Genomic DNA, 19,701 nt, shown 5'->3' with positions numbered 1-19,701 from the left:
TCGGAACCGCCCCATGTGCTGCCGGCGCCGCACCCCGCCCCGCCGTACCGCGCTCTGTCATGCCCCTGACCATCCCCTGCATCCGCACGGCAAGGAAAGGCTGCATCCATGTCTCCCATTCCCCGCAGGTCCCTCCTGAAGGCGGCGGCCGTCGCCGGCGCCGCCGCCCAGTTCAGCTGGGCACTCGGCAGCGGCACCGCCCAGGCCGCCCCGGCCGCGGCGGCGGCCGACGACGACCCGGTGACCCTGGACTGGCTGGAGGACGGCGGTCTCGGCGCCGCCCCCGGCTCCACCCTCGGCGTGCCCTGGCCCATGGGCACCTACCAGGAGGACCAGACCTTCGCGCTGACGGACGCCGGCGGCCGGGCCGTCCCCGTCCAGTCGTGGCCGATCGCCTACTGGCCGGACGGCTCCCTGAAGTGGACCGCGCACGCGGTCGCCGAGGGCGCCGGCAGACTCACCCTCGCCGCGGGCACACCCGCGCAGGCCGCGAAGAAGGTGACCGTCGACCGCAGCGGCGGCACCGTCGACGTGTCGACCGGGGTGATCACCGCGCGGATCGGCACCTCGGGAACGACGCTGATCAAGTCCGTCACCCGCGGTTCGACGCAGATCGCCGGCAACGGCCGCCTCGTACTGATCCGTCAGCCGGAGATCGAGGACGAGGACCAGGGCTCGGTGAAGACCGAGCGCTTCGAGAGCGTCATCGCCGAGGTGACCGTCGAGCAGGACGGCCCCGTCCGCGCGGTCGTGCGCATCGACGGCAAGCACCGCAAGGGCAGCCGCAGTTGGCTGCCGTTCTCGATCCGCCTCTACTTCTACGCGGGCGCCGACTCCTTCCGCATGGTGCACACCGTCACCTACGACGGCACCCAGGAGCCCGGCAAGGCCGGTGGCGACTTCATCCGCGGCCTCGGCGTCCGCTTCACCGTGCCGATGCGGGACGCGGCCTACGACCGCCACATCCGGCTCGGCGGCGAGGGCACCGGCCTGCTGCGCGAGGCCGTCCAGGGCGTCACCGGACTGCGCCGCGACCCCGGAGCGGCCGTCCAGGCTGCCCAGTACGCGGGCCAGAAGCTGCCCGACCCGTCCACCTGGGACCAGCGGGTGACGACCCGGCTCCAGTACATCCCCGAGTGGGGCGACTACACGCTCTCCCAGCTGTCCGCCGACGGCTTCACGGTCCGCAAGCGGACGAAGAAGGGCCACGGCTGGATCGGCGCGGGCGGCGGCCGGCGCGCCTCCGGGTTCGGCTACGTAGGCGGCGCGAGCGGCGGACTCTCCTTCGGCCTGCGCGACTTCTGGGAGAAGTACCCCGCCCAGCTCGACATCCGCGACGCCCAGACCGACGCGGCCGAGGTGACCGTCTGGCTGTGGTCGCCCGAGGCGCAGCCCATGGACCTGCGCTTCTACCACGACGGCATGGGCCAGGACACGTACGCGGAACAGCTCGAAGGCCTCAACATCACCTACGAGGACTACGAGCCGGAGTTCGGCACCCCGTACGGCATCGCCCGCACCTCCGAACTCCTCTTCTGGGCCAACGAGTCGACCCCCACCCCCGAGCAACTCGCCGCCCAGATAGCGGCGGTGCGCGTACTGCCCCAGCTCGCCGCGCCGCCCAAGCAGCTCATCAAGGCCAAGGTCTTCGGCCCCGGCCTCTACTCCGAGCCGGACCGCTCCACCCCCGCCAAGGCGAAGATCGAGGACCACCTCGACTTCCTCTTCACCTATTACAAGGACCAGGTGGAGATGCGCCGTTGGTACGGCTTCTGGGACTACGGCGACATCATGCACACCTACGACACGGTGCGGCACGTGTGGCGCTACGACATCGGCGGCTACGCCTGGGACAACTCCGAGCTGTCGCCCGACCTCTGGCTCTGGTACGCCTACCTGCGCTCCGGCCGCTCCGACATCTTCCGCTTCGCCGAGGCCATGACCCGGCACACCGGCGAGGTCGACGTCTACCACCTCGGCCAGTGGGCCGGCCTCGGCACCCGGCACGGTGTGCAGCACTACGCCGACAGCGCCAAGCAGCAGCGCATCGCCAACACCACCTACCGGCGCTTCTACTACTTCCTCACCGCCGACGAGCGGGTGGGCGACCTCATGCACGCCAACGTCGACTCCGACGAGACGTTCCTCGTCCTCGACCCCAACCGCAAGGTCCGCACCGACCCCTACACCCCCGACCGGCACGCCCTGTCCATCGGCTTCGGCACCGACTGGAGCGGCCTGGTCTCGGCCTGGCTCACCGAGTGGGAACGCAGGGGCCCCAAGTGGGAGAAGGCCAAGGCCCGTGTGCTGTCCACGATGGAGGGCATCGCCGCCCAGCCCAACGGCTTCGTCCAGGGCAGCGGCCTGTACGACCTGGACACCGGCAGGTTCGCCGTCGCCACCACGCCCGTCGTCGGCGTCTCCCATCTGTCGGCCGTCTTCGGCCTGAACGAGCTGTGCGCCGAACTGATCCACCTCACCGACATGCCGGCCTTCGACGAGGCCTACTACGACTACTGCCGCTACTTCAACGCCTCCAAGACCGAACAGGCGGCCCGGTACGGCACGAACTTCGGCACCCTGCTGCTCTTCCAGGGCCACTCCCGCCTCGACGCCTACGCCGCCGTCCGGACCGGCGACGCGGCGCTCGCCCAGCGGGCCTGGGCGAAGTTCTACGGCTCCGACGGCTACACCGAGTCCTCGCCGTGGCGGACGGAGCGGCTCGACGGCCCGGTCACCCTGGTCGCGGGCAGCGAGGCCGCCTGGGTGTCGAGCAACGACACCGCGCTCTACGGCCTCGCCGCCATCGAGAACCTGGCACTGCTCGGCGACCGGATGCCCGACTGACCGCGGCGGACGCCGGCGGGCCCCAGGAGGTGGGAGCCGGGGCCCGGCCGACCGTCCGAGCGTGACCGCCGGTAGGGGCCCTAGTCCATCCGCCCCAGCACCTCCCGCACCCGTCGGACATCCCGGATCCGCCGCTCGTACGTCGCACCGAGCGCGAGCAGCAGCAGTCCGGCGAGCGCGGGAGGCATCCAGCGGGGCAGCACACCGAACAGCTGGACCAGGTACGGGGCGAGTTCGTGCAGACAGTCCAGGACGAGCGTCGTACCGCCCAGCACCAGCGGTGCCTTGAGCCGGTGCCGGGCGCCCACCACGGTGACCAGCAGCGCGGCCGCGCCCAGCAGCAGCGGGCGCGGCCCCTGCGAGTCGCCCCAGACGCCGGCGAGGCTCGGCAGCAGCATGACGCACAGCGCGGGCCCGTACGCCGTCCAGGAGGTGACCGACGGATCGCGGCGCCTGCGCAGGACGCCCACGCACAGCGCCGGGAGGGCGACCGGCAGCGCGTACGCCTCCGGGGCGCCGACACCCCAGGACGCCAGCCGTACCCAGGCGGCCAGGACGAACAGGGCCGCCGCGGCGTGTCCCACGGGCCGGCGGTCGGCGCGGACCGCCGTGGCCGCGGCGATCACACCGGTCAGCGCCAGCACCAGGGCCAGGAACGCCGGCTCGGTGACGGCCAGGCCCACGGCGAGGAGTGCGGCGGCGGCGCCGGTTACCTCGACCGGCACCCTCGCGCCGGACGCACCGGGCCGGACGGCGAGCAGGGCGGCGAGCCCGGCCGCGGCCACCGGGACCACGAGGACCAGCAGGGCCGTGTACCGCGTCGGCCAGCCCGCCGCGGCACCGGTCGCGCAGGCCAGCGCGGCCGCAAGGACGAGCGCCGCCGGAGCGGTGACCGCGGTCGCCTCCCGGCGCCCCGAGGCCGCCGCGAACAGCACGGTCAGCACGGTCAGCACGGCCAGCGTCGCGGTCTCGGTGGCGAGGGCGAGGAAGGCCAGTGAGAGCGAACCGGCCACGGCGAGGACGGTGGCGGTCAGCCGCGGCAGCGGGTGCAGACGGCCGCCGGCCACGGCCGCCAGCGCGGCCGCCGTGACGGCGCCCTGCGCCCACAGACCGGCGGCGTACGGGAGCGCGAGGACCGCGGGCAGGGCGAAGGCCGTACCCCAGGCCAGGACCAGCGCGCCGGCCAGGGCGCGCGGGCGCCCGGCCTCGTCCCGCACCAGCACCACCAGCACGACGGCGACCAGCGCCGGGGCGATCAGCAGCTGCGGAGCGTGCGCGGGCCACGGCAGGTACGCCGTCACCGCGGCACGGGCGTCCGCCGGGGCGCCCGACCAGGCCCGCTCCGCCCGGCCGAGCGGACCCGCCCACGCGACGGCGAGGAGCGGCAGCGCCGCGGCGAGCGTCACCAGCTGAACGGCGCCGGAGGCCCGCAGCAGGCCGACGCGCACGGGCTCGGGGAGGCGGCCGCGCGGCACCGCAAGGAGCGCGACACCGCAGACCGCAACGGCGGGCACGGTCCAGCCGTCGGGCAGCAGCGTCCGCAGCAGGCCACCGCCTGCCACCACCGCCAGCAGCCCGCCGACCGGCGCGGTCACGAGCGCGGCCGACGGCGGGCGCGCCGTCCAGGCGGCCCCCAGCGCGATCGCCGCGGCGAGGCAGAGGAGCGCCGCCGCACGGGCGGCGGCGCCCGGACCGGTGGCCGTCCACGACAGCCAGCCGGCCGCCGACGCCCCCCAGGCGCCCAGGCCGCACGCGCCGCCGACGGCGACGTACCGTACGGGCCGGGTGGGCGCCCGCAGCGCCACGACCGTGTCCGCCCCGGCCGTCACCAGGAGCGCGGCCGTCACTCCGTACGCTCCCGCGTCGACGGCGATCGCGCCCAGCAGCAGCGGGAGTTGGGCCGCGGCCAGGGCGGCGGGCAGGGGCAGGCGCAGGGCGTCCAGGGCCCGGCCGTACCCCGCCCAGAGCCCGGCCAGCACCGCCGTCGCGAGCGCCGCGTACGCCGTGCCGTCGACCGCCGTGAGACCGGCCTCGTGCAGCGCGTACGCGTCGAGCGCGGTCAGTGCCGTCCCCAGGCCCGCGACGGACTCGGCCGTCGAGCGCAGACCGCGCCGCAGCAGTGCCACCGGCGCCGCCAGCACGGCCAGCGTGAGCGCGCCCAGCACCGCGCACCGCCCGGCCATCCCCAGGTGCCCCCAGCTGACCAGGGTGAACACCATCGCCGCCAGGGTGAGCAGCACACCGCCGAGCAGCAGCAGCGCGTTCTGCACCCCGGGGGCGGAGGCCTCGGGCCGGGGCGGCGCCACCGGCGACCGCAGGCCGGGCCGCGGGGCGTCCGGTTGCGCGTCCGGTCGCAGGACGGTCAGCAGCCAGGCGCGGCGGGCCAGCAGCTGGGCCCGGCGGGCGTCGAGCCGCCACAGCTCGGCGTCGAGGAGCCGCAACTCCTCGGCGGGCGGCGGAACATGTGTCATGTCCGCGAGTGTGGCCCGGGTCACGGCGTACGGCATGAGCGTGGGTACTCAGGGCGTACTCAGATCCCGGGAGAAACCGCCGGGGGCCGGGCAGACTCCGGACATGGACTGGACCCACTACCGCTTCCGCAGCCGCTGGACGCTGCCCGCGCCGCCCGCGACCGTCTACGCGGCGCTGGAGCGGGCCGACGACTACCCCCGCTGGTGGCCGCAGGTCCGGGAGGTGACCCGGCTCGACGACATCACCGGGGTCATCCGCATCCGTTCGCTCCTGCCGTACGACATGACGTTCACGGCGCGCGAGGTGCGGCGCGACCCGGCGGCCGGTGTCCTGGAGATCGCCATGTCCGGCGACATCGAGGGCTGGGCGCGCTGGACGGTCACCGCGCACGGCGACGGCACCCTCGCGCACTACGCGCAGGAGGTGGCGGTGAACAAGCCGCTGCTCAGGCGGTTCGCCGTGCCGGGGCGGCCCGTCTTCCGCGCCAACCACCGGCTGATGATGCGCGCCGGACGGCGTGGACTGGCCGCCCGTCTGCGCGCGGTTTGAACGAAGCCCGCAGTGCCCTGTATGGTTCAGTCCGTTCCCGGGCGATTAGCTCAGTGGGAGAGCGCTTCGTTCACACCGAAGAGGTCACTGGTTCGAACCCAGTATCGCCCACCGGGAAGGGCCGGTCCGTATCCGTACGGACCGGCCCTTTTGCATGCCGTCCCGGTGTCGTCCCGCGTCGCCCCGCGGCGTCCCGATGCGCTCCGGACGCCGGGTGCCCTGCTCAGGCGGCGGCCGGCAGCTCCGGGCGCAGCGGCCAGGCCTGGTCCACCACCTCCTCCGTGCCGCTGCGCGCGAACCAGGCCTGGAGGCCACGCGCCTGGGCCGCGTGCCAGCCCGTCTGGAGGGTGTGCAGCTCGGCGGGGGAGAGGCGCTCCAGCCGGGTCGCGAACCGGCGGCCGAGCGCCCGCACGACCTCCAGCGCGGCCAGCGCGTCCTCCGCCGCGTCATGCGCGCCCTCCAGCGTCACGCCGTAGTGCGCGCACAGGTCGGTGAGCGTGCGGCGGCCCTTGCGGTAGCGGTCCAGATGCTTGTCCAGCACCCGGGGGTCCAGCACCCGCAACGGCGACGCGTCGAACCAGCGGTCCAGCGACGAGGCCCGGTGCCGGCGCAGCTCGCGGTCCAGGAGGGTCAGGTCGAACGGCGCGTTCATCACCACCAACGGGCGCCCCGCGGCGGCCTGTTCGGCCAGAACCTCGGCTATCTCGTACATCACCGGCGCCGGCCAGCGGCCGTTGCGCTGGAGATGATCCTCCGTCAGCCCGTGCACCGCCGTCGCCCCGGCGGGCACCGGCACGCCCGGATTCACCAGCCAGCGGCTCACCCGCGGCCGCATGCCCGGGGCGTCCTGGACGACGAGGGCGGCCGACACTATGCGGTCGGTCTCGACGTCCACGCCCGTTGTCTCGGTGTCGAACGCGGCCAGGGGCCCGTCGTACCAGTACGTCATAGGAACACAACTCCTCGTTCACCCACGGCAGGTGACGCACCTTCTTCTGCCTGTTTGGTGATACCCGGGCCGTTTGCGCCGTACGCCGGAAGGACACAACAGGAGTACGGGTCTTTGCAGTTCAGCGGCCCGTCGTGGGCAAACCTCTGGCTTGGAAGGCTGTTGGTCATGGCGATAGCGCAGCCCGAGCGGGGCGGGCTGCTGCCCGAACGGACGGCACCCCATCGCGGCACACTCGCCACCACCGCCTGCATGGAGACACTGCAGGTGGGGTATCTGCACGCGGTCGCGGCGGCCGCGGGATGCTCGTTGTCCCAGCCCTTTCCGGACAACGGCATCGACTGGCACGTCAGTCACAGCGCGCCCGGACACACCGTCGACGACGAGGTGACCATCAAGGTGCAGCTGAAGTGCACCTACCAGATCCGGCCGAACCCACCGGGCCGCTTCTTCTCCTTCACGCTCGACAACGACCACCTGGCGAAGCTCGCCCGCACGCCCGTCTCGGTGCACAAGATCCTGGTCGTGATGCTCGTGCCCAGATCCCAGGACGACTGGCTGCGCGCCAGCCACGACCGCCTGGACCTGCGGCACTGCTGCTATTGGGTCAACCTGGCGGGGGTGCCCGTCACCGGACGGCACCGCACCACCGTGCGGATACCGACCTCACGCATCTTCGACGACCGGGCGCTGTGCGAGATCATGACGCGGGTCGGGACGGGAGGCAGACCATGACGCACCGCCCGCTCGAAGGGACCCTGCGCCCTGTACGGCCGCATCCCGAGGCCCACTGGGAGCGCCCGCCCGCCCCCGGCGAGGTGGACCCGGCCGTGCTCGGCGCCCTGCTGCGCCGGCACGGCTGGCAGCGCCGCGGCGGCGCCCCCGGACGGTACGGGCGCTGGACGCCGCCTGGCCAGGGCGGCGCGGGCACGAGCCTGCTGGTGCCCGAGAGCCGCGCCTTTCCCGACAGCGACGACCTGCTGAGCGAGGCGCTCGTCGCGCTCGCCCGCAGCGGTACGCCCTCCGCGCGCGAGGTGCTGGTCGGGCTCACCGTGCCCAGCGACGAGATCCGCTGGTGGCGGGACGTGCCCAGCGGGCCCGCCGGAGCCGCGCCCTGGAGCGTGCAGGAGCAGCTGCGCTCCGGCGCCCGCCAGATGCTGCTGGCCTGCGCGCTCGCCACCCGCGCCCGGGCCGGCTACTACGGAGCCCGGCACCGGCGCTCGGCCACCGCGCTGCTGGAGAGCGTCCTCGTCGGCTCGGCCGCCGAGGGCGGCAGCCTGACCGCCTTCGTGCCCGTCGCCACCGCCCGCCCGCTCGTCGTCCGGCTGCACCAGGCGCTGTACGCGGCCCGGGAAGCCATCGACTACCAGCGCGCCACCGGCGGGATGGACGCCTTCGACGGAGCCGTCGAGGCGGGCGTCAGCCGTGAGCTCACCGAGGCGCTGATCATCCTGGTGCGCGGTGCCGAGGGCGCCCGGATCGCCGTGGACTGGGCGCCGGCGGCCGGTGTGCCCGAGGACTGCGCGGCCGGGGTCGAACCCGTCGAGTTCTCGCCCGGCGACCTGCCGGTGCTGCGCGAGGCCGGCGCACGCTATCTGCGCGAGGAACCGTCCGTACCGGTGCGGATCACCGGCACCGTGGAGCGGATGCGCAGGTCCGGACCCCGTGGCGAGGGGGCCGTACGGCTGCGGGTGATCGCCGGCGCCGAGGTCCCGCACGTCCGGCTGACCCTGGACGAGGAGGACTACCGCATCGCCGGACAGGCCCACCTGGTCGGTCTGCCGGTGCGGGTGCACGGGCGGCTGGAGAGCCGGGGCGGTTTCCGCAGGCTCACCGGCGCCGGCGGGGTCGTACCGGTGCAGGTGGACGAGGCGGAGCGGGACCGGCTGATGAAGTCGCTCCAGGAGAACCTGGACTTCTTCGAGGAGGCGTGCACGGGCGAGGACCGACCGTAACCGTTTCGCGGTGGGCGGGTCGGGGTCGGTACGATCCCAGTCATGCGCGCGCTCCCGTATGGCGCCGCACCCACCTTCAGTCAGGAGAGACCGGTGTCAGACGTCCGCGTGATCATCCAGCGCGATTCCGAGCGGGAAGAACGCGTGGTGACGACGGGCACTACGGCCGCCGACCTCTTCGCCGGCGAGCGCTCGATCATCGCCGCGCGTGTGGGCGGCGAGCTCAAGGACCTCGCCTACGCGGTCCAGGACGGCGAGACCGTCGAGGGCGTCGAGATCTCCTCCGAGGACGGCCTGAACATCCTGCGCCACTCCACCGCGCACGTGATGGCCCAGGCCGTGCAGGAGCTCTTCCCCGAGGCCAAGCTGGGCATCGGCCCGCCGGTGCGGGACGGCTTCTACTACGACTTCGACGTCGAGAAGCCCTTCACGCCCGAGGACCTCAAGGCCGTCGAGAAGAAGATGCAGGAGATCCAGCGCCGCGGGCAGCGCTTCTCCCGCCGTGTCGTCACCGACGAGGACGCCCGCGAGGAGCTCGCGGCCGAGCCGTACAAGCTGGAGCTCATCGGCATCAAGGGTGCCGCCTCCACGGACGACGGCGCGGACGTCGAGGTGGGCGGCGGCGAGCTGACCATCTACGACAACCTCGACGCCAAGACCGGCGAGCTGTGCTGGAAGGACCTCTGCCGCGGTCCCCACCTGCCCACCACCCGCAACATCCCGGCGTTCAAGCTGATGCGCAACGCGGCCGCCTACTGGCGCGGCAGCGAGAAGAACCCCATGCTCCAGCGCATCTACGGCACCGCCTGGCCCTCCAAGGAGGAGCTGAAGGCGCACCTCGACTTCCTCGCCGAGGCCGAGAAGCGCGACCACCGCAAGCTGGGCAACGAGCTGGACCTGTTCTCCATCCCGGAGCAGATCGGCTCCGGCCTCGCCGTCTTCCACCCCAAGGGCGGCATCGTCCGCCGGGTCATGGAGGACTACTCGCGCCGCCGGCACGAGGAGGAGGGCTACGAGTTCGTCTACACCCCGCACGCCACCAAGGGGAAGCTCTTCGAGACCTCGGGCCACCTGGACTGGTACGCCGAGGGCATGTACCCGCCCATGCAGCTCGACGAGGGCGTGGACTACTACCTCAAGCCCATGAACTGCCCGATGCACAACCTGATCTTCGACGCGCGCGGCCGCTCCTACCGCGAACTGCCGCTGCGCCTGTTCGAGTTCGGCACCGTGTACCGGTACGAGAAGTCGGGCGTCGTGCACGGTCTGACCCGGGCCCGCGGCTTCACCCAGGACGACGCGCACATCTACTGCACCCGCGAGCAGATGGCGGACGAGCTCGACAGGACGCTCACCTTCGTCCTGAACCTGCTGCGCGACTACGGCCTGACCGACTTCTACCTGGAGCTGTCCACCAAGGACCCGGAGAAGTTCGTCGGCTCGGACGAGGTCTGGGAGGAGGCCACCGAGACGCTGCGCCAGGTCGCCGAGAAGCAGGGCCTCCCGCTGGTCCCGGACCCGGGCGGCGCCGCGTTCTACGGCCCGAAGATCTCCGTGCAGGCTCGCGACGCCATCGGCCGCACCTGGCAGATGTCGACGGTCCAGCTCGACTTCAACCTGCCCGAGCGGTTCGACCTGGAGTACACCGGTCCCGACGGCGCCAAGCAGCGTCCGGTCATGATCCACCGGGCCCTCTTCGGCTCCATCGAGCGGTTCTTCGCGGTGCTCCTGGAGCACTACGCGGGTGCCTTCCCGGCCTGGCTCGCCCCCGTCCAGGCGGTCGGCATCCCGATCGGCGACGCGCACGTGGAGTACCTGGAGAAGTTCACGGCGGCGGCCAAGGCCAAGGGCCTGCGCGTCGAGGTGGACTCGTCCTCCGACCGCATGCAGAAGAAGATCCGCAACGCCCAGAAGCAGAAGGTGCCCTTCATGGTCATCGCGGGCGACGAGGACATGGCGGCCGGATCGGTCTCCTTCCGCTACCGCGACGGCTCGCAGGAGAACGGCATCCCGTTCGACGAGGCCATCGCGAAGATCGCGAAGATCGTCGAGGAGCGGACGCAGGTCTGATCCCGCAGACCTCAGGGGCCCCCGGAGCGATCGCCGCTCCGGGGGCCCTCGGTCTCTTCGGGGCGGGCGAACACCTGGAGCAGCCAGGAGGAGAACGAGCCGGTGACCGCCCCGAGCAGCGCCAGACCGCAGGCCATCATGCCCACCGCGATCGTCCGGCCCAGCGAGGTCACCGGCGCGACGTCCCCGTAGCCCACGGTCGACAGGGTGGCGGCGGCCCACCAGACCGAGTCGCCGAACGTCTTGATGGTGGCGTCCGGGACGCCGCGCTCCTGCTGGAGCACGGCGAGCGCGCCCGAGAAGCCGAGCAGCACGGACGACATGCTCGCGTACGCCATCACCCGCAGCGGCAGCGGTAGCCGCGGCTGCCCGCGCCGGCGCTGTACGGCGTCGTACGTCTTGACGACGCGCAGCGGCCGCAGCAGGGGCAGGAGCACGACCATCGTGTCCAGCAGATGCCGGTGCACGAAGCCCAGCCGCTGGCCGCTGATCCGCCAGCGCACCAGGTAGTCGACGATGAACAGGGCCCAGGTCGCACCGGTCACCGTCAGACAGAGCGCATGCCAGAATTCGGCCAGCCCCTGGCCCAGCACGTGGACCGCGTACGAGGCCAGGAAGAGCAGCGATGCCAGCGCGAGCGGGAGCTCCGTGCGGTGCTCCCAGCGCAGCATGCGGTCGTCGTCGTCCATCGGCCCAGCTTCGCCCGCGACGCCTTTGCCCGAACCCCGCCGACACGCTGCGAACGGGCGAAGCCATATGCTGCCTTGCATGACGAGTGAGCCGGAACAGCAGATCGGTGTCGGGACGCAGGACGCGTTCCAGCGTCTGTGGACGCCCCACCGGATGGCCTACATCCAGGGGGAGAACAAGCCGACCGGCCCGGGGGCGGAGGACGGCTGCCCCTTCTGCGCGATACCGGCCAAGTCCGACGAGGACGGCCTGGTCGTCAAGCGGGGAGAGCACGTCTACGCGGTGCTGAACCTCTACCCGTACAACGGCGGCCACCTGATGACCGTGCCCTACCGTCATGTCGCCGACTACACGGACCTGACCGGGGCGGAGACCGTCGAGCTCGCCGAGCTGACCAAGCAGGCGATGACGGCGCTGCGTGCCGCGTCCGGCGCACAGGGTTTCAACATCGGCATGAACCAGGGCGCGGTGGCGGGCGCGGGCATCGCCGCCCACCTCCACCAGCACATCGTCCCCCGCTGGGGCGGCGACACGAACTTCATGCCGGTCGTCGGTCACACCCGGGTGCTGCCGCAGCTGCTCGCGGACACCCGCAAGATGCTGGCGGAGGCCTGGCCCACGGCCTGAGGCGACCGCGAACCGACACCGCCTTCGTACGGGCCCGGGCGGCCCGCGCGAAGGCGGTGTCGGTGAGTGAGACCCGTACGGTCCGGGCGGCCCGGCTCTATGCGTCGTACAGGTCGGCCTTGCGCGGCGAGGCGTCCTGCACCGCCGTGCTGAGGAACCCCGACCGCATCCCGAACTTCTCGATGTCCACGCCGTTCTCCTCCAGGGTCCGCAGCGCCGCCGCGTGCACCACCCGCAGTACCGGCGTGGCCGCGCGCAGCGCGTCGTCGGCCATGAACCGGTGCCGCCATGGCTGGTCCGCCCAGGCGTGCCGCAGACCGAACGGCTCGGGCAGGGTCACGCTCCCGCCGAGCCAGTTCAGCAGCGGCGGATACCAGGTGAGCGGGGCGCGCACGGCGAGCCGGACCACCTCGTTGGTGGTGACCAGCGGAAGCTTCACCGTGCGGGTCTCCCACGGCTTGAAGGACTTCGTGACCTCCTTGCTCGGCGCCTCCGGGGCCGTGGTGAACAGCCCGTTCACCGGACCCAGCGCATGGCCGGTGACCTCGATGCGCAGCGTCGAGTGCAGCACGGTCACCGTGATCAGCATGGTGATCACCAGCTGTCCGTCCCACAGCGTCCACTGCACGCCCAGGTAGTGCCGGTCACCGGCGCCGAACTGCTGCTTGTTGCAGATGTTCTGTATGGCGTGCGACTTGACCTGGTACGCCTCCACGTCCGTGCCCTCGGGCCGGGACACCGCCTTGGCGTTCTCCCCGATCGGCGTGACGATCCAGTGGCGTATCGACGCCTTCGGGAAGCCGCCGGTGTTCAGCGGCCCGCGCTCCAGCATCCGCAGCTGGTCGTGGATCGAGCGGATGACGTCCCAGCTGCGGAACGGGTGGATCTCCTTGCCGGGGTCGGCCGGCCGCAGGTCCTCGGCCAGCTGCCAGGACCCCCAGCGGGTGCCCATGCCGAGGATGCCCTTGGGGCCGGCGTAGAACACCGAGTTCGACTGCTGCTCGGCGCTGAGCTTGGCCAGCGACTGGCGCAGCCCCTCGGCCGCGGTCTCGCGCGGGCTGCTCGGCACCGCCTCGGGGACCTTCGCCCCGATGTTGCTGCCCGACAGCAGTCCGGCCCAGCGCTCCCGCAGGTCCTTGGCCGTGCTCTCGCAGATCCGCCGGGCCAGCACCCAGCCGACCACGGGCAGGATCACCGCCGCGCGGGAGTACCACGCCCAGAAGCCCGCGAACGGCATCCGGATGAGGAAGATCACCGCGAGCGCGCCGACGGCCACGAGCAGCGTGGTGGCCAGGGCGGAGGCCCGCCGGTCGTCACGCTTGTCGATGTTGGTGCGGATGGTGAAGACCAGCAGCCACACCAGCAGCCCCGGCAGGAAGATCAGGCCGCACAGCACCATGACCGCGCTGAGCCGGTTGTCGCGGTCGCGGCGGATGTTGTTGGCGGCCAGGCAGTGCTCGACGACGACCTGCGGCTCGGTGCCGAAGGACTGGATGAGCGGCTTGCGGCCGCTGCCCAGCATGCGGTCCACCACGGCCCGGGAGAACGCCTCGCCGAGGTTCGGCCGGAACAGCGAGACCTTGCCGGCCTTGACGGTCGACTGGTGCCAGTCGTTGTCCGCCTTGGTTATCTCCTCGACCGGGTTGTCCCGGTAGGCCGCCGATGCCAGCGCGAAGGTGGCCGTCTGCCCCTCGTCGCCCGTGCGCGGCACCTGCGGCCCGAAGATGTCGCCGTACCCGCCGTCCACGGTCATTACCGCCCCCCAACGCCGCCCAAGCCCGCTCCTGCGGCCTTCCCGACTTCCCGGCTCCGCACACCTGTTGATCAGGTCATCAGCGTATCCGCAGGCGCGGGCCCGCGTCGGCGGTCCGCGGAAGCGGTCCACCGACGCGGAGGGGGGCATTCCAGCACGGAGGCTCGCACGGTGGTGTACGGCCGTACCGCGTGCGCCGGTTGTGCGCCCCCGTACACCTGCCCCCGGGCGTCCGGCGCGAGTTGTGCTCCGCCGGACACCCGGACCGGTGCGTCAGGCGGCGGTTGCCCGCGGCCGGACGCCCGATCCCTTGCGTCCGGCCGCAGTTGTGCGCGCCCGGACCCCGGCTACGCCACGTCCACCGTCTGTTCGCGCACCCGGTCGGCGACCTGCTGCGGCATCGGCTCGTGCCGGACGTACGCGCGGTCGAAACGCGCGGTGCCGTGGGACAGCGACCGCAGGTCGACGGCGTACCGGCCGATCTCGATCTCCGGCACCTCCGCCCTGACCAGGGTGCGCCCGGTGCTCAACTGCTCGGTGCCGACCACCCGGCCGCGCCGCCCGGACAGATCGCTCATCACCGCGCCCACGTAGTCGTCACCGACCAGCACGCTCACCTCGGCCACCGGTTCCAGCAGATGGATCCGCGCGCCGGCCGCTGCCTCGCGCAGCGCCAGCGCGCCCGCCGTCTGGAAGGCGGCGTCGGAGGAGTCCACCGAGTGCGCCTTGCCGTCCAGCAGGGTGACCCGGATGTCGACGAGTGGATGGCCCGCCGCGATGCCCCGCGCGGCCTGGGCGCGTATCCCCTTCTCCACCGAGGGGATGAACTGCCGCGGCACCGCCCCGCCGACCACCTTGTCCACGAACTCGATGCCGGAACCGCCCGGCAAAGGCTCGATCTCGATCTCGCAGATGGCGAACTGACCGTGCCCGCCCGACTGCTTCACGTGCCGTCCCCGCCCGGCGGCCCGGTCCGCGAACGTCTCCCGCAGCGAGACCCGGTACGGCACCACGTCGACCTGGACGCCGTAACGGCTGCGCAGCCGCTCCAGGGCGACGTCCGCGTGCGCCTCGCCGAGGCACCACAGCACCACCTGGTGGGTGTCCTGGTTCTGTTCGAGACGCATCGTCGGATCCTCGGCGACCAGCCGGCCGAGCCCCTGCGAGAGCTTGTCCTCGTCGGCCTTGCTGTGCGCCTGGATGGCGAGCGGCAGCAGCGGGTCGGGCATCTGCCATGGCTCCATGAGCAGCGGGTCGTCCTTGGCCGAGAGGGTGTCCCCGGTCTCCGCGCGGCTCAGCTTCGCCACGCACGCGAGGTCACCCGCGATGGCCTGCGTCAGCAGCCGCTGCTGCTTGCCGAAGGGCGCCGACAGGGCGCCGATCCGCTCGTCGACGTCGTGGTCCTCGTGGCCGCGGTCGGCCAGCCCGTGCCCGGAGACATGGACCGTCTCGTCGGGCCGCAGGGTGCCGGAGAAGACGCGCACCAGGGAGACCCGGCCGACGTACGGGTCGGACGTGGTCTTCACCACCTCGGCGACCAGCGGTCCGCCGGGATCGCAGGGCTTCAGCTCGCGCGCCCTGCCGTCGACCGTCGTCACGGCTGGCGCCTCCCGCTCCAGCGGGGTCGGGAAGCCCCCGGTGATCAGTTCCAGCAGTTCGACCGTGCCGATGCCCTGCCGGGCGCCCTCGGCCGCCGGGGCGGCGGCCAGGACCGGGAAGAACGCCCCGCGTGCGACGGCCCGCTCCAGATCCTGCACCAGCGTCTTGATGTCGATCTTCTCGCCGCCGAGGTAGCGGTCCATGAGGGTCTCGTCCTCGCTCTCGGCGATGATCCCCTCGATCAGCCGGTTGCGGGCCTCCTCGATCCCCGGCAGCTGCTCGGAACCCGGCTCGGACTCCTTGCGCTCCCCGGACGCGTAGTCGAACAGCTTCTGCGACAGCAGCCCGGTCAGCCCGGTCACGGGCGCGTGCCCGTCGGGCCCCTGCGGGCCGTGCAGCGGCAGGTACAGCGGCAGCACCGCGTCGGGGTCGTCGCCGCCGAACGCCAGCGCGCAGCTCCGGGTCATCTCCTCGAAGTCGGCGCGGGCCGACTCCAGATGTGTGACGACGATCGCGCGCGGCATCCCGACGGCCGCGCACTCCTCCCAGACCATCCGGGTCGAGCCGTCCACCTCGTCGGACGCCGAGACGACGAAGAGGGCCGCGTCCGCCGCGCGCAGACCGGCCCTGAGCTCTCCGACGAAGTCGGCGTATCCGGGGGTGTCGATGAGATTGACCTTGATGCCGTCCCATTCGACGGGCACCAGGGACAGCTGTACCGAGCGTTGCTGGCGGTGCTCGATGTCGTCGTAGTCGGACACGGTGCCGCCGTCCTCCACGCGGCCCGCCCGGTTCACCGCTCCCGCGGTCAGCGCGAGAGCCTCCACCAGAGTCGTCTTGCCCGATCCGGAGTGGCCGACCAGCACCACATTCCGTATGGACGCGGGGTGGTCGGCCGCCGTAGCCCTGCCGGCGGCTCCGGGGTGTGCGTTCGCCTTGTCGCCCATGGCCTTGCCTCCCGTGCACGGTGAGGTCACTGTGGGCGCGGGCATGCCGGAACTCCGCTCCCGGACCGAGTCCGGAGGCCCCCACCGGTGGCGGCTCCGATGACGCCCGCGGTCCTTCGAGCTTTCCACTCCTGTCACGGTGCGTCCATACGGAGGACGGGATCGCGCCATCGGGCCGTGGCCGGGAGGCCGTGGCCCGGCCGTGGCCCGTACACCACCGGGCCGTGACACGGCCCGACGGCACCCGCCCGTCGCAGATGAGCGCGCGTGACTACGATGGGCCAGCCGGAGGTCAGCAGGGGCCGTCCGGCGACACCGACCCTCGGGAAGGCCATGCTGAACAAGTACGCGCGTGCATTCTTCACGCGTGTCCTCACACCGTTCGCCGCGTTTCTCATCCGGCGGGGCGTCAGCCCCGACACGGTGACGCTGATCGGTACCGCCGGCGTGGTGGCGGGCGCGCTGGTCTTCTACCCCCGGGGCGACTTCTTCTGGGGCACGATCGTGATCACCCTGTTCGTGTTCTCCGACCTCGTCGACGGGAACATGGCCCGCCAGCTCGGCCGCACCAGCCGCTGGGGCGCCTTCCTGGACTCCACCCTCGACCGGGTCGCCGACGGCGCGATCTTCGGTGGCTTCGCCCTCTGGTACGCGGGCGGCGGCGACGACAACACACTGTGCGCCGTCTCCATCTTCTGCCTGGCCAGCGGCCAGGTGGTGTCGTACACCAAGGCGCGCGGCGAGTCGATCGGCCTGCCGGTCGCCGTCAACGGGCTCGTCGAGCGCGCCGAGCGCCTGGTCATCTCGCTGGTCGCGGCCGGGGTCGCCGGCCTGCACGCGTTCGGCGTGCCCGGCGTCCAGTACCTGCTGCCCGTCGCGCTGTGGATCGTCGCCGTCGGCAGCCTCGTCACGCTGATCCAGCGCGTCGTCACGGTCCGCCGGGAGTCCGCGGAGGCGGAGGCGGCCGTGGCCGGGCACGGCTCCCGGGGGAGCGAGGCCGCGAAGTGAGCGCCCGGGAACGGCTGGCGGACGCGGTCTACGGGCTCGGCTGGAGCACCGTGAAGAAGCTGCCCGAACCGGTCGCCGTACGGCTCGGCCGGACCGTCGCCGACCTCGCCTGGAAGAAGCGCGGCAAGGGCGTCCGGCGCCTGGAGAGCAACTACGCGCGCGTGGTGCCCGACGCGAGCCCCGAGCGGCTGGCCGAGCTCTCGCGTGCGGGCATGCGCTCGTACCTGCGCTACTGGATGGAGTCCTTCCGGCTGCCGGCCTGGAGCGCCGAGCGGATCTGCGACGGCTTCGAACCCGAGGGCATGGACCATCTGACCGAGGCGCTCGCCTCCGGGCGGGGCGTGGTCCTCGCGCTGCCGCACATGGCCAACTGGGACCTCGCGGGCGCCTGGGTCACCACCAGGCTGCGGACGCCGTTCACGACGGTCGCCGAGCGCCTGAAGCCGGAGACGCTGTACGACCGTTTCGTCGCCTACCGCGAGGGCCTCGGCATGGAGGTCCTGCCGCACAGCGGCGGCACCGCCTTCGGCACCCTGGCCCGGCGGCTGCGCGACGGCGGCCTGGTCTGCCTGGTCGCCGAGCGCGACCTGTCCGCCTCGGGCGTCGAGGTGAAGTTCTTCGGCGACACCGCCCGGATGCCCGCGGGTCCGGCCCTGCTCGCCCAGCAGACCGGCGCGCTGCTGCTGCCGGTCACGCTCTGGTACGACGACTCCCCGGTCATGCGCGGCCGTATCCACCCCCCGCTCGACGTGCCCGAGACAGGTACGCGGGCCGAGAAGACGTCTGTCATGACACAGGCGCTGGCAGACGCCTTCGCCACCGGGATCGCCGACCATCCGGAGGACTGGCACATGCTCCAGCGTCTGTGGCTCGCGGATCTCGAACCCGCCCCTGCTCCGCCCGGAGGGTCCGCATGAGGATCGGGATCGTCTGCCCGTACTCCTGGGACGTCCCGGGCGGTGTCCAGTTCCACATCCGTGACCTCGCGGCGTACTTCATCGGGCTCGGCCACGAGGTGTCGGTGCTCGCGCCCGCCGACGACGACACCCCCCTGCCGCCGTACGTCGTCTCGGCCGGCCGCGCGGTCCCGGTGCCCTACAACGGCTCGGTGGCCCGGCTGAACTTCGGCTTCCTGAGCGCCGCGCGGGTGCGCCGCTGGCTGCACGACGGCGAGTTCGACGTGATCCACATTCATGAGCCGACCTCGCCGTCGCTGGGCCTGCTGGCCTGCTGGGCCGCGCAGGGGCCGATCGTGGCCACGTTCCACACGTCCAACCCGCGCTCCCGGGCCATGATCGCCGCGTACTCGATCCTCCAGGCCGCCCTGGAGAAGATCAGCGCGCGGATCGCCGTGAGCGAGTACGCCCGCCGCACCCTCGTCGAGCACCTCGGCGGGGACGCCGTGGTGATCCCCAACGGCGTCGACGTCGACTTCTTCGCCAAAGCCGAGCCCAGACCCGAGTGGCAGGGCGACACCATCGGCTTCATCGGCCGCATCGACGAACCCCGCAAGGGTCTGCCGGTCCTGATGCGCGCCCTGCCGAAGATCCTGGCCGCCCGCCCGGGGACCAGGCTGCTGATCGCCGGACGCGGTGACGAGGAGGCGGCGGTGGAGTCGCTGCCCGAGGAACTGCGCTCCCGGGTGGAGTTCCTCGGCATGGTCAGCGACGAGGACAAGGCGCGCTTCCTGCGCAGCCTCGACCTGTACATCGCCCCCAACACCGGCGGCGAGAGCTTCGGCATCATCCTCGTCGAGGCGATGTCGGCGGGCGCGCCGGTGCTCGCCTCCGACCTCGACGCCTTCGCTCAGGTCCTGGACCGGGGCGCGGCGGGCGAGCTGTTCGCCAACGAGGACGCCGACGCGCTGGCCGAGGCGGCCGTGCGGCTGCTGGCCGACCCGGCCCGCCGCGCCGAGCTGCGCGAACGGGGCAGCGCCCACGTACGGCGCTTCGACTGGTCGACGGTCGGCGCGGACATCCTGTCCGTGTACGAGACGGTCACGGCGGGCGCCGCCGCGGTGGCGGCGACGGACGAACGCGGCCCGGGCCTGCGCGCCCGCCTGGGCCTGGCCCGAGACTGACCCAAGCCCGACCTCGGCGAAACGGACCGGCGGGGCGCCTGCGACCTGGGCTGCCTTGGGCCGGGTCGGCCCGCGCGGCCGCCGAGGACGAGGCCGACCTCGGGCGGGACTGGCTGGTTGGGCGCCTGCGACCTGGGTCGCCGTGGGCCGAGTCG

14 protein-coding genes and 1 tRNA gene are annotated in these 19,701 nt (G+C 72.6%); 10 read left to right on the top strand and 5 right to left on the bottom strand.

Features of this window, described 5'->3' with window-relative positions; translation table 11 throughout:
• Window positions 1-108 precede the first annotated feature (108 nt).
• The gene (locus ACZ7OY_RS22020) at window positions 109-2,847 is read left to right on the top strand and encodes an exo-rhamnogalacturonan lyase family protein (protein ID WP_471912909.1); all 2,739 of its coding nucleotides are present in this window, start codon (window positions 109-111) and stop codon (window positions 2,845-2,847) included.
• 80 nt (window positions 2,848-2,927) lie between these two features.
• Here the strand turns inward: ACZ7OY_RS22020 and ACZ7OY_RS22015 are convergent, their stop codons facing one another.
• Complete coding sequence (locus ACZ7OY_RS22015) at window positions 2,928-5,318, bottom strand: SCO7613 C-terminal domain-containing membrane protein (protein WP_471912908.1); 2,391 nt, start codon at window positions 5,316-5,318, stop codon at window positions 2,928-2,930.
• Window positions 5,319-5,421: 103 nt separating this feature from the next.
• Between ACZ7OY_RS22015 and ACZ7OY_RS22010 the strand changes: the two genes are divergently transcribed.
• Both ACZ7OY_RS22010 and ACZ7OY_RS22005 read left to right on the top strand, forming a co-directional pair.
• Window positions 5,422-5,868 (top strand): SRPBCC family protein, encoded by a 447-nt coding sequence (locus tag ACZ7OY_RS22010; protein WP_471912907.1) that lies wholly within the window; start codon window positions 5,422-5,424, stop codon window positions 5,866-5,868.
• A gap of 39 nt (window positions 5,869-5,907) precedes the next feature.
• A tRNA-Val gene (locus tag ACZ7OY_RS22005) sits at window positions 5,908-5,979 on the top strand.
• 112 nt (window positions 5,980-6,091) lie between these two features.
• Here ACZ7OY_RS22005 and ACZ7OY_RS22000 read toward each other — a convergent pair.
• The gene (locus ACZ7OY_RS22000) at window positions 6,092-6,817 is read right to left on the bottom strand and encodes a 3'-5' exonuclease (RefSeq protein WP_351619869.1); all 726 of its coding nucleotides are present in this window, start codon (window positions 6,815-6,817) and stop codon (window positions 6,092-6,094) included.
• 168 nt (window positions 6,818-6,985) lie between these two features.
• On the opposite strand from ACZ7OY_RS22000, the gene ACZ7OY_RS21995 reads away from it, so the two are divergent.
• From ACZ7OY_RS21995 to thrS, 3 genes are all read left to right on the top strand, one after another.
• Entirely contained in the window at window positions 6,986-7,552 is a 567-nt protein-coding gene (locus tag ACZ7OY_RS21995) for a DUF4365 domain-containing protein (RefSeq protein WP_152888253.1), read from the top strand.
• Window positions 7,549-8,772 (top strand): hypothetical protein, encoded by a 1,224-nt coding sequence (locus ACZ7OY_RS21990; protein ID WP_471912906.1) that lies wholly within the window; start codon window positions 7,549-7,551, stop codon window positions 8,770-8,772. The genes ACZ7OY_RS21995 and ACZ7OY_RS21990 overlap by 4 nt, the downstream gene beginning before the upstream one ends.
• A gap of 93 nt (window positions 8,773-8,865) precedes the next feature.
• On the top strand, window positions 8,866-10,842 hold the full coding sequence (thrS, locus tag ACZ7OY_RS21985) for a threonine--tRNA ligase (RefSeq protein WP_471912905.1): 1,977 nt from the start codon (window positions 8,866-8,868) through the stop codon (window positions 10,840-10,842).
• An 11-nt stretch (window positions 10,843-10,853) separates the two neighbouring features.
• Here thrS and ACZ7OY_RS21980 read toward each other — a convergent pair whose 3' ends face one another.
• On the bottom strand, window positions 10,854-11,531 hold the full coding sequence (locus tag ACZ7OY_RS21980) for a potassium channel family protein (RefSeq protein WP_471912904.1): 678 nt from the start codon (window positions 11,529-11,531) through the stop codon (window positions 10,854-10,856).
• A gap of 67 nt (window positions 11,532-11,598) precedes the next feature.
• Here ACZ7OY_RS21980 and ACZ7OY_RS21975 point away from each other — a divergent pair, with 67 nt between their 5' ends.
• Window positions 11,599-12,159 carry an HIT family protein gene (locus tag ACZ7OY_RS21975; protein ID WP_351619882.1) on the top strand — a complete coding sequence of 187 codons (561 nt, stop codon included), beginning with the start codon at window positions 11,599-11,601 and terminating at the stop codon, window positions 12,157-12,159.
• Window positions 12,160-12,256: 97 nt separating this feature from the next.
• Here the strand turns inward: ACZ7OY_RS21975 and ACZ7OY_RS21970 are convergent, their stop codons facing one another.
• The gene (locus tag ACZ7OY_RS21970) at window positions 12,257-13,912 is read right to left on the bottom strand and encodes a hypothetical protein (protein ID WP_471912903.1); all 1,656 of its coding nucleotides are present in this window, start codon (window positions 13,910-13,912) and stop codon (window positions 12,257-12,259) included.
• Between the two features lie 347 nt (window positions 13,913-14,259).
• Window positions 14,260-16,458, bottom strand: coding sequence for an elongation factor G-like protein EF-G2 (locus ACZ7OY_RS21965; RefSeq protein WP_471913134.1), 2,199 nt, complete (start codon window positions 16,456-16,458; stop codon window positions 14,260-14,262).
• Window positions 16,459-16,734: 276 nt separating this feature from the next.
• Between ACZ7OY_RS21965 and pgsA the strand changes: the two genes are divergently transcribed.
• From pgsA to ACZ7OY_RS21950, 3 genes are read left to right on the top strand one after another with little or no spacing between them, the layout of a single operon-like run.
• Window positions 16,735-17,466, top strand: a complete 732-nt coding sequence (gene pgsA / locus ACZ7OY_RS21960) for a phosphatidylinositol phosphate synthase (RefSeq protein ID WP_471913133.1) — start codon at window positions 16,735-16,737, stop codon at window positions 17,464-17,466.
• On the top strand, window positions 17,463-18,383 hold the full coding sequence (locus ACZ7OY_RS21955) for a phosphatidylinositol mannoside acyltransferase (RefSeq protein ID WP_471912902.1): 921 nt from the start codon (window positions 17,463-17,465) through the stop codon (window positions 18,381-18,383). The genes pgsA and ACZ7OY_RS21955 overlap by 4 nt, the downstream gene beginning before the upstream one ends.
• Entirely contained in the window at window positions 18,380-19,546 is a 1,167-nt protein-coding gene (locus ACZ7OY_RS21950; RefSeq protein WP_471912901.1) for a glycosyltransferase family 4 protein, read from the top strand. Before ACZ7OY_RS21955 ends, ACZ7OY_RS21950 begins: the two co-directional genes overlap by 4 nt.
• Window positions 19,547-19,701: the final 155 nt, after the last annotated feature.

It is taken from the genome of Streptomyces sp. NPDC107559, from assembly GCF_055657365.1.
The sequence above is the reverse complement of the archived record's forward strand: the minus strand, read 5'-3'. Positions and strand labels throughout refer to the sequence as shown.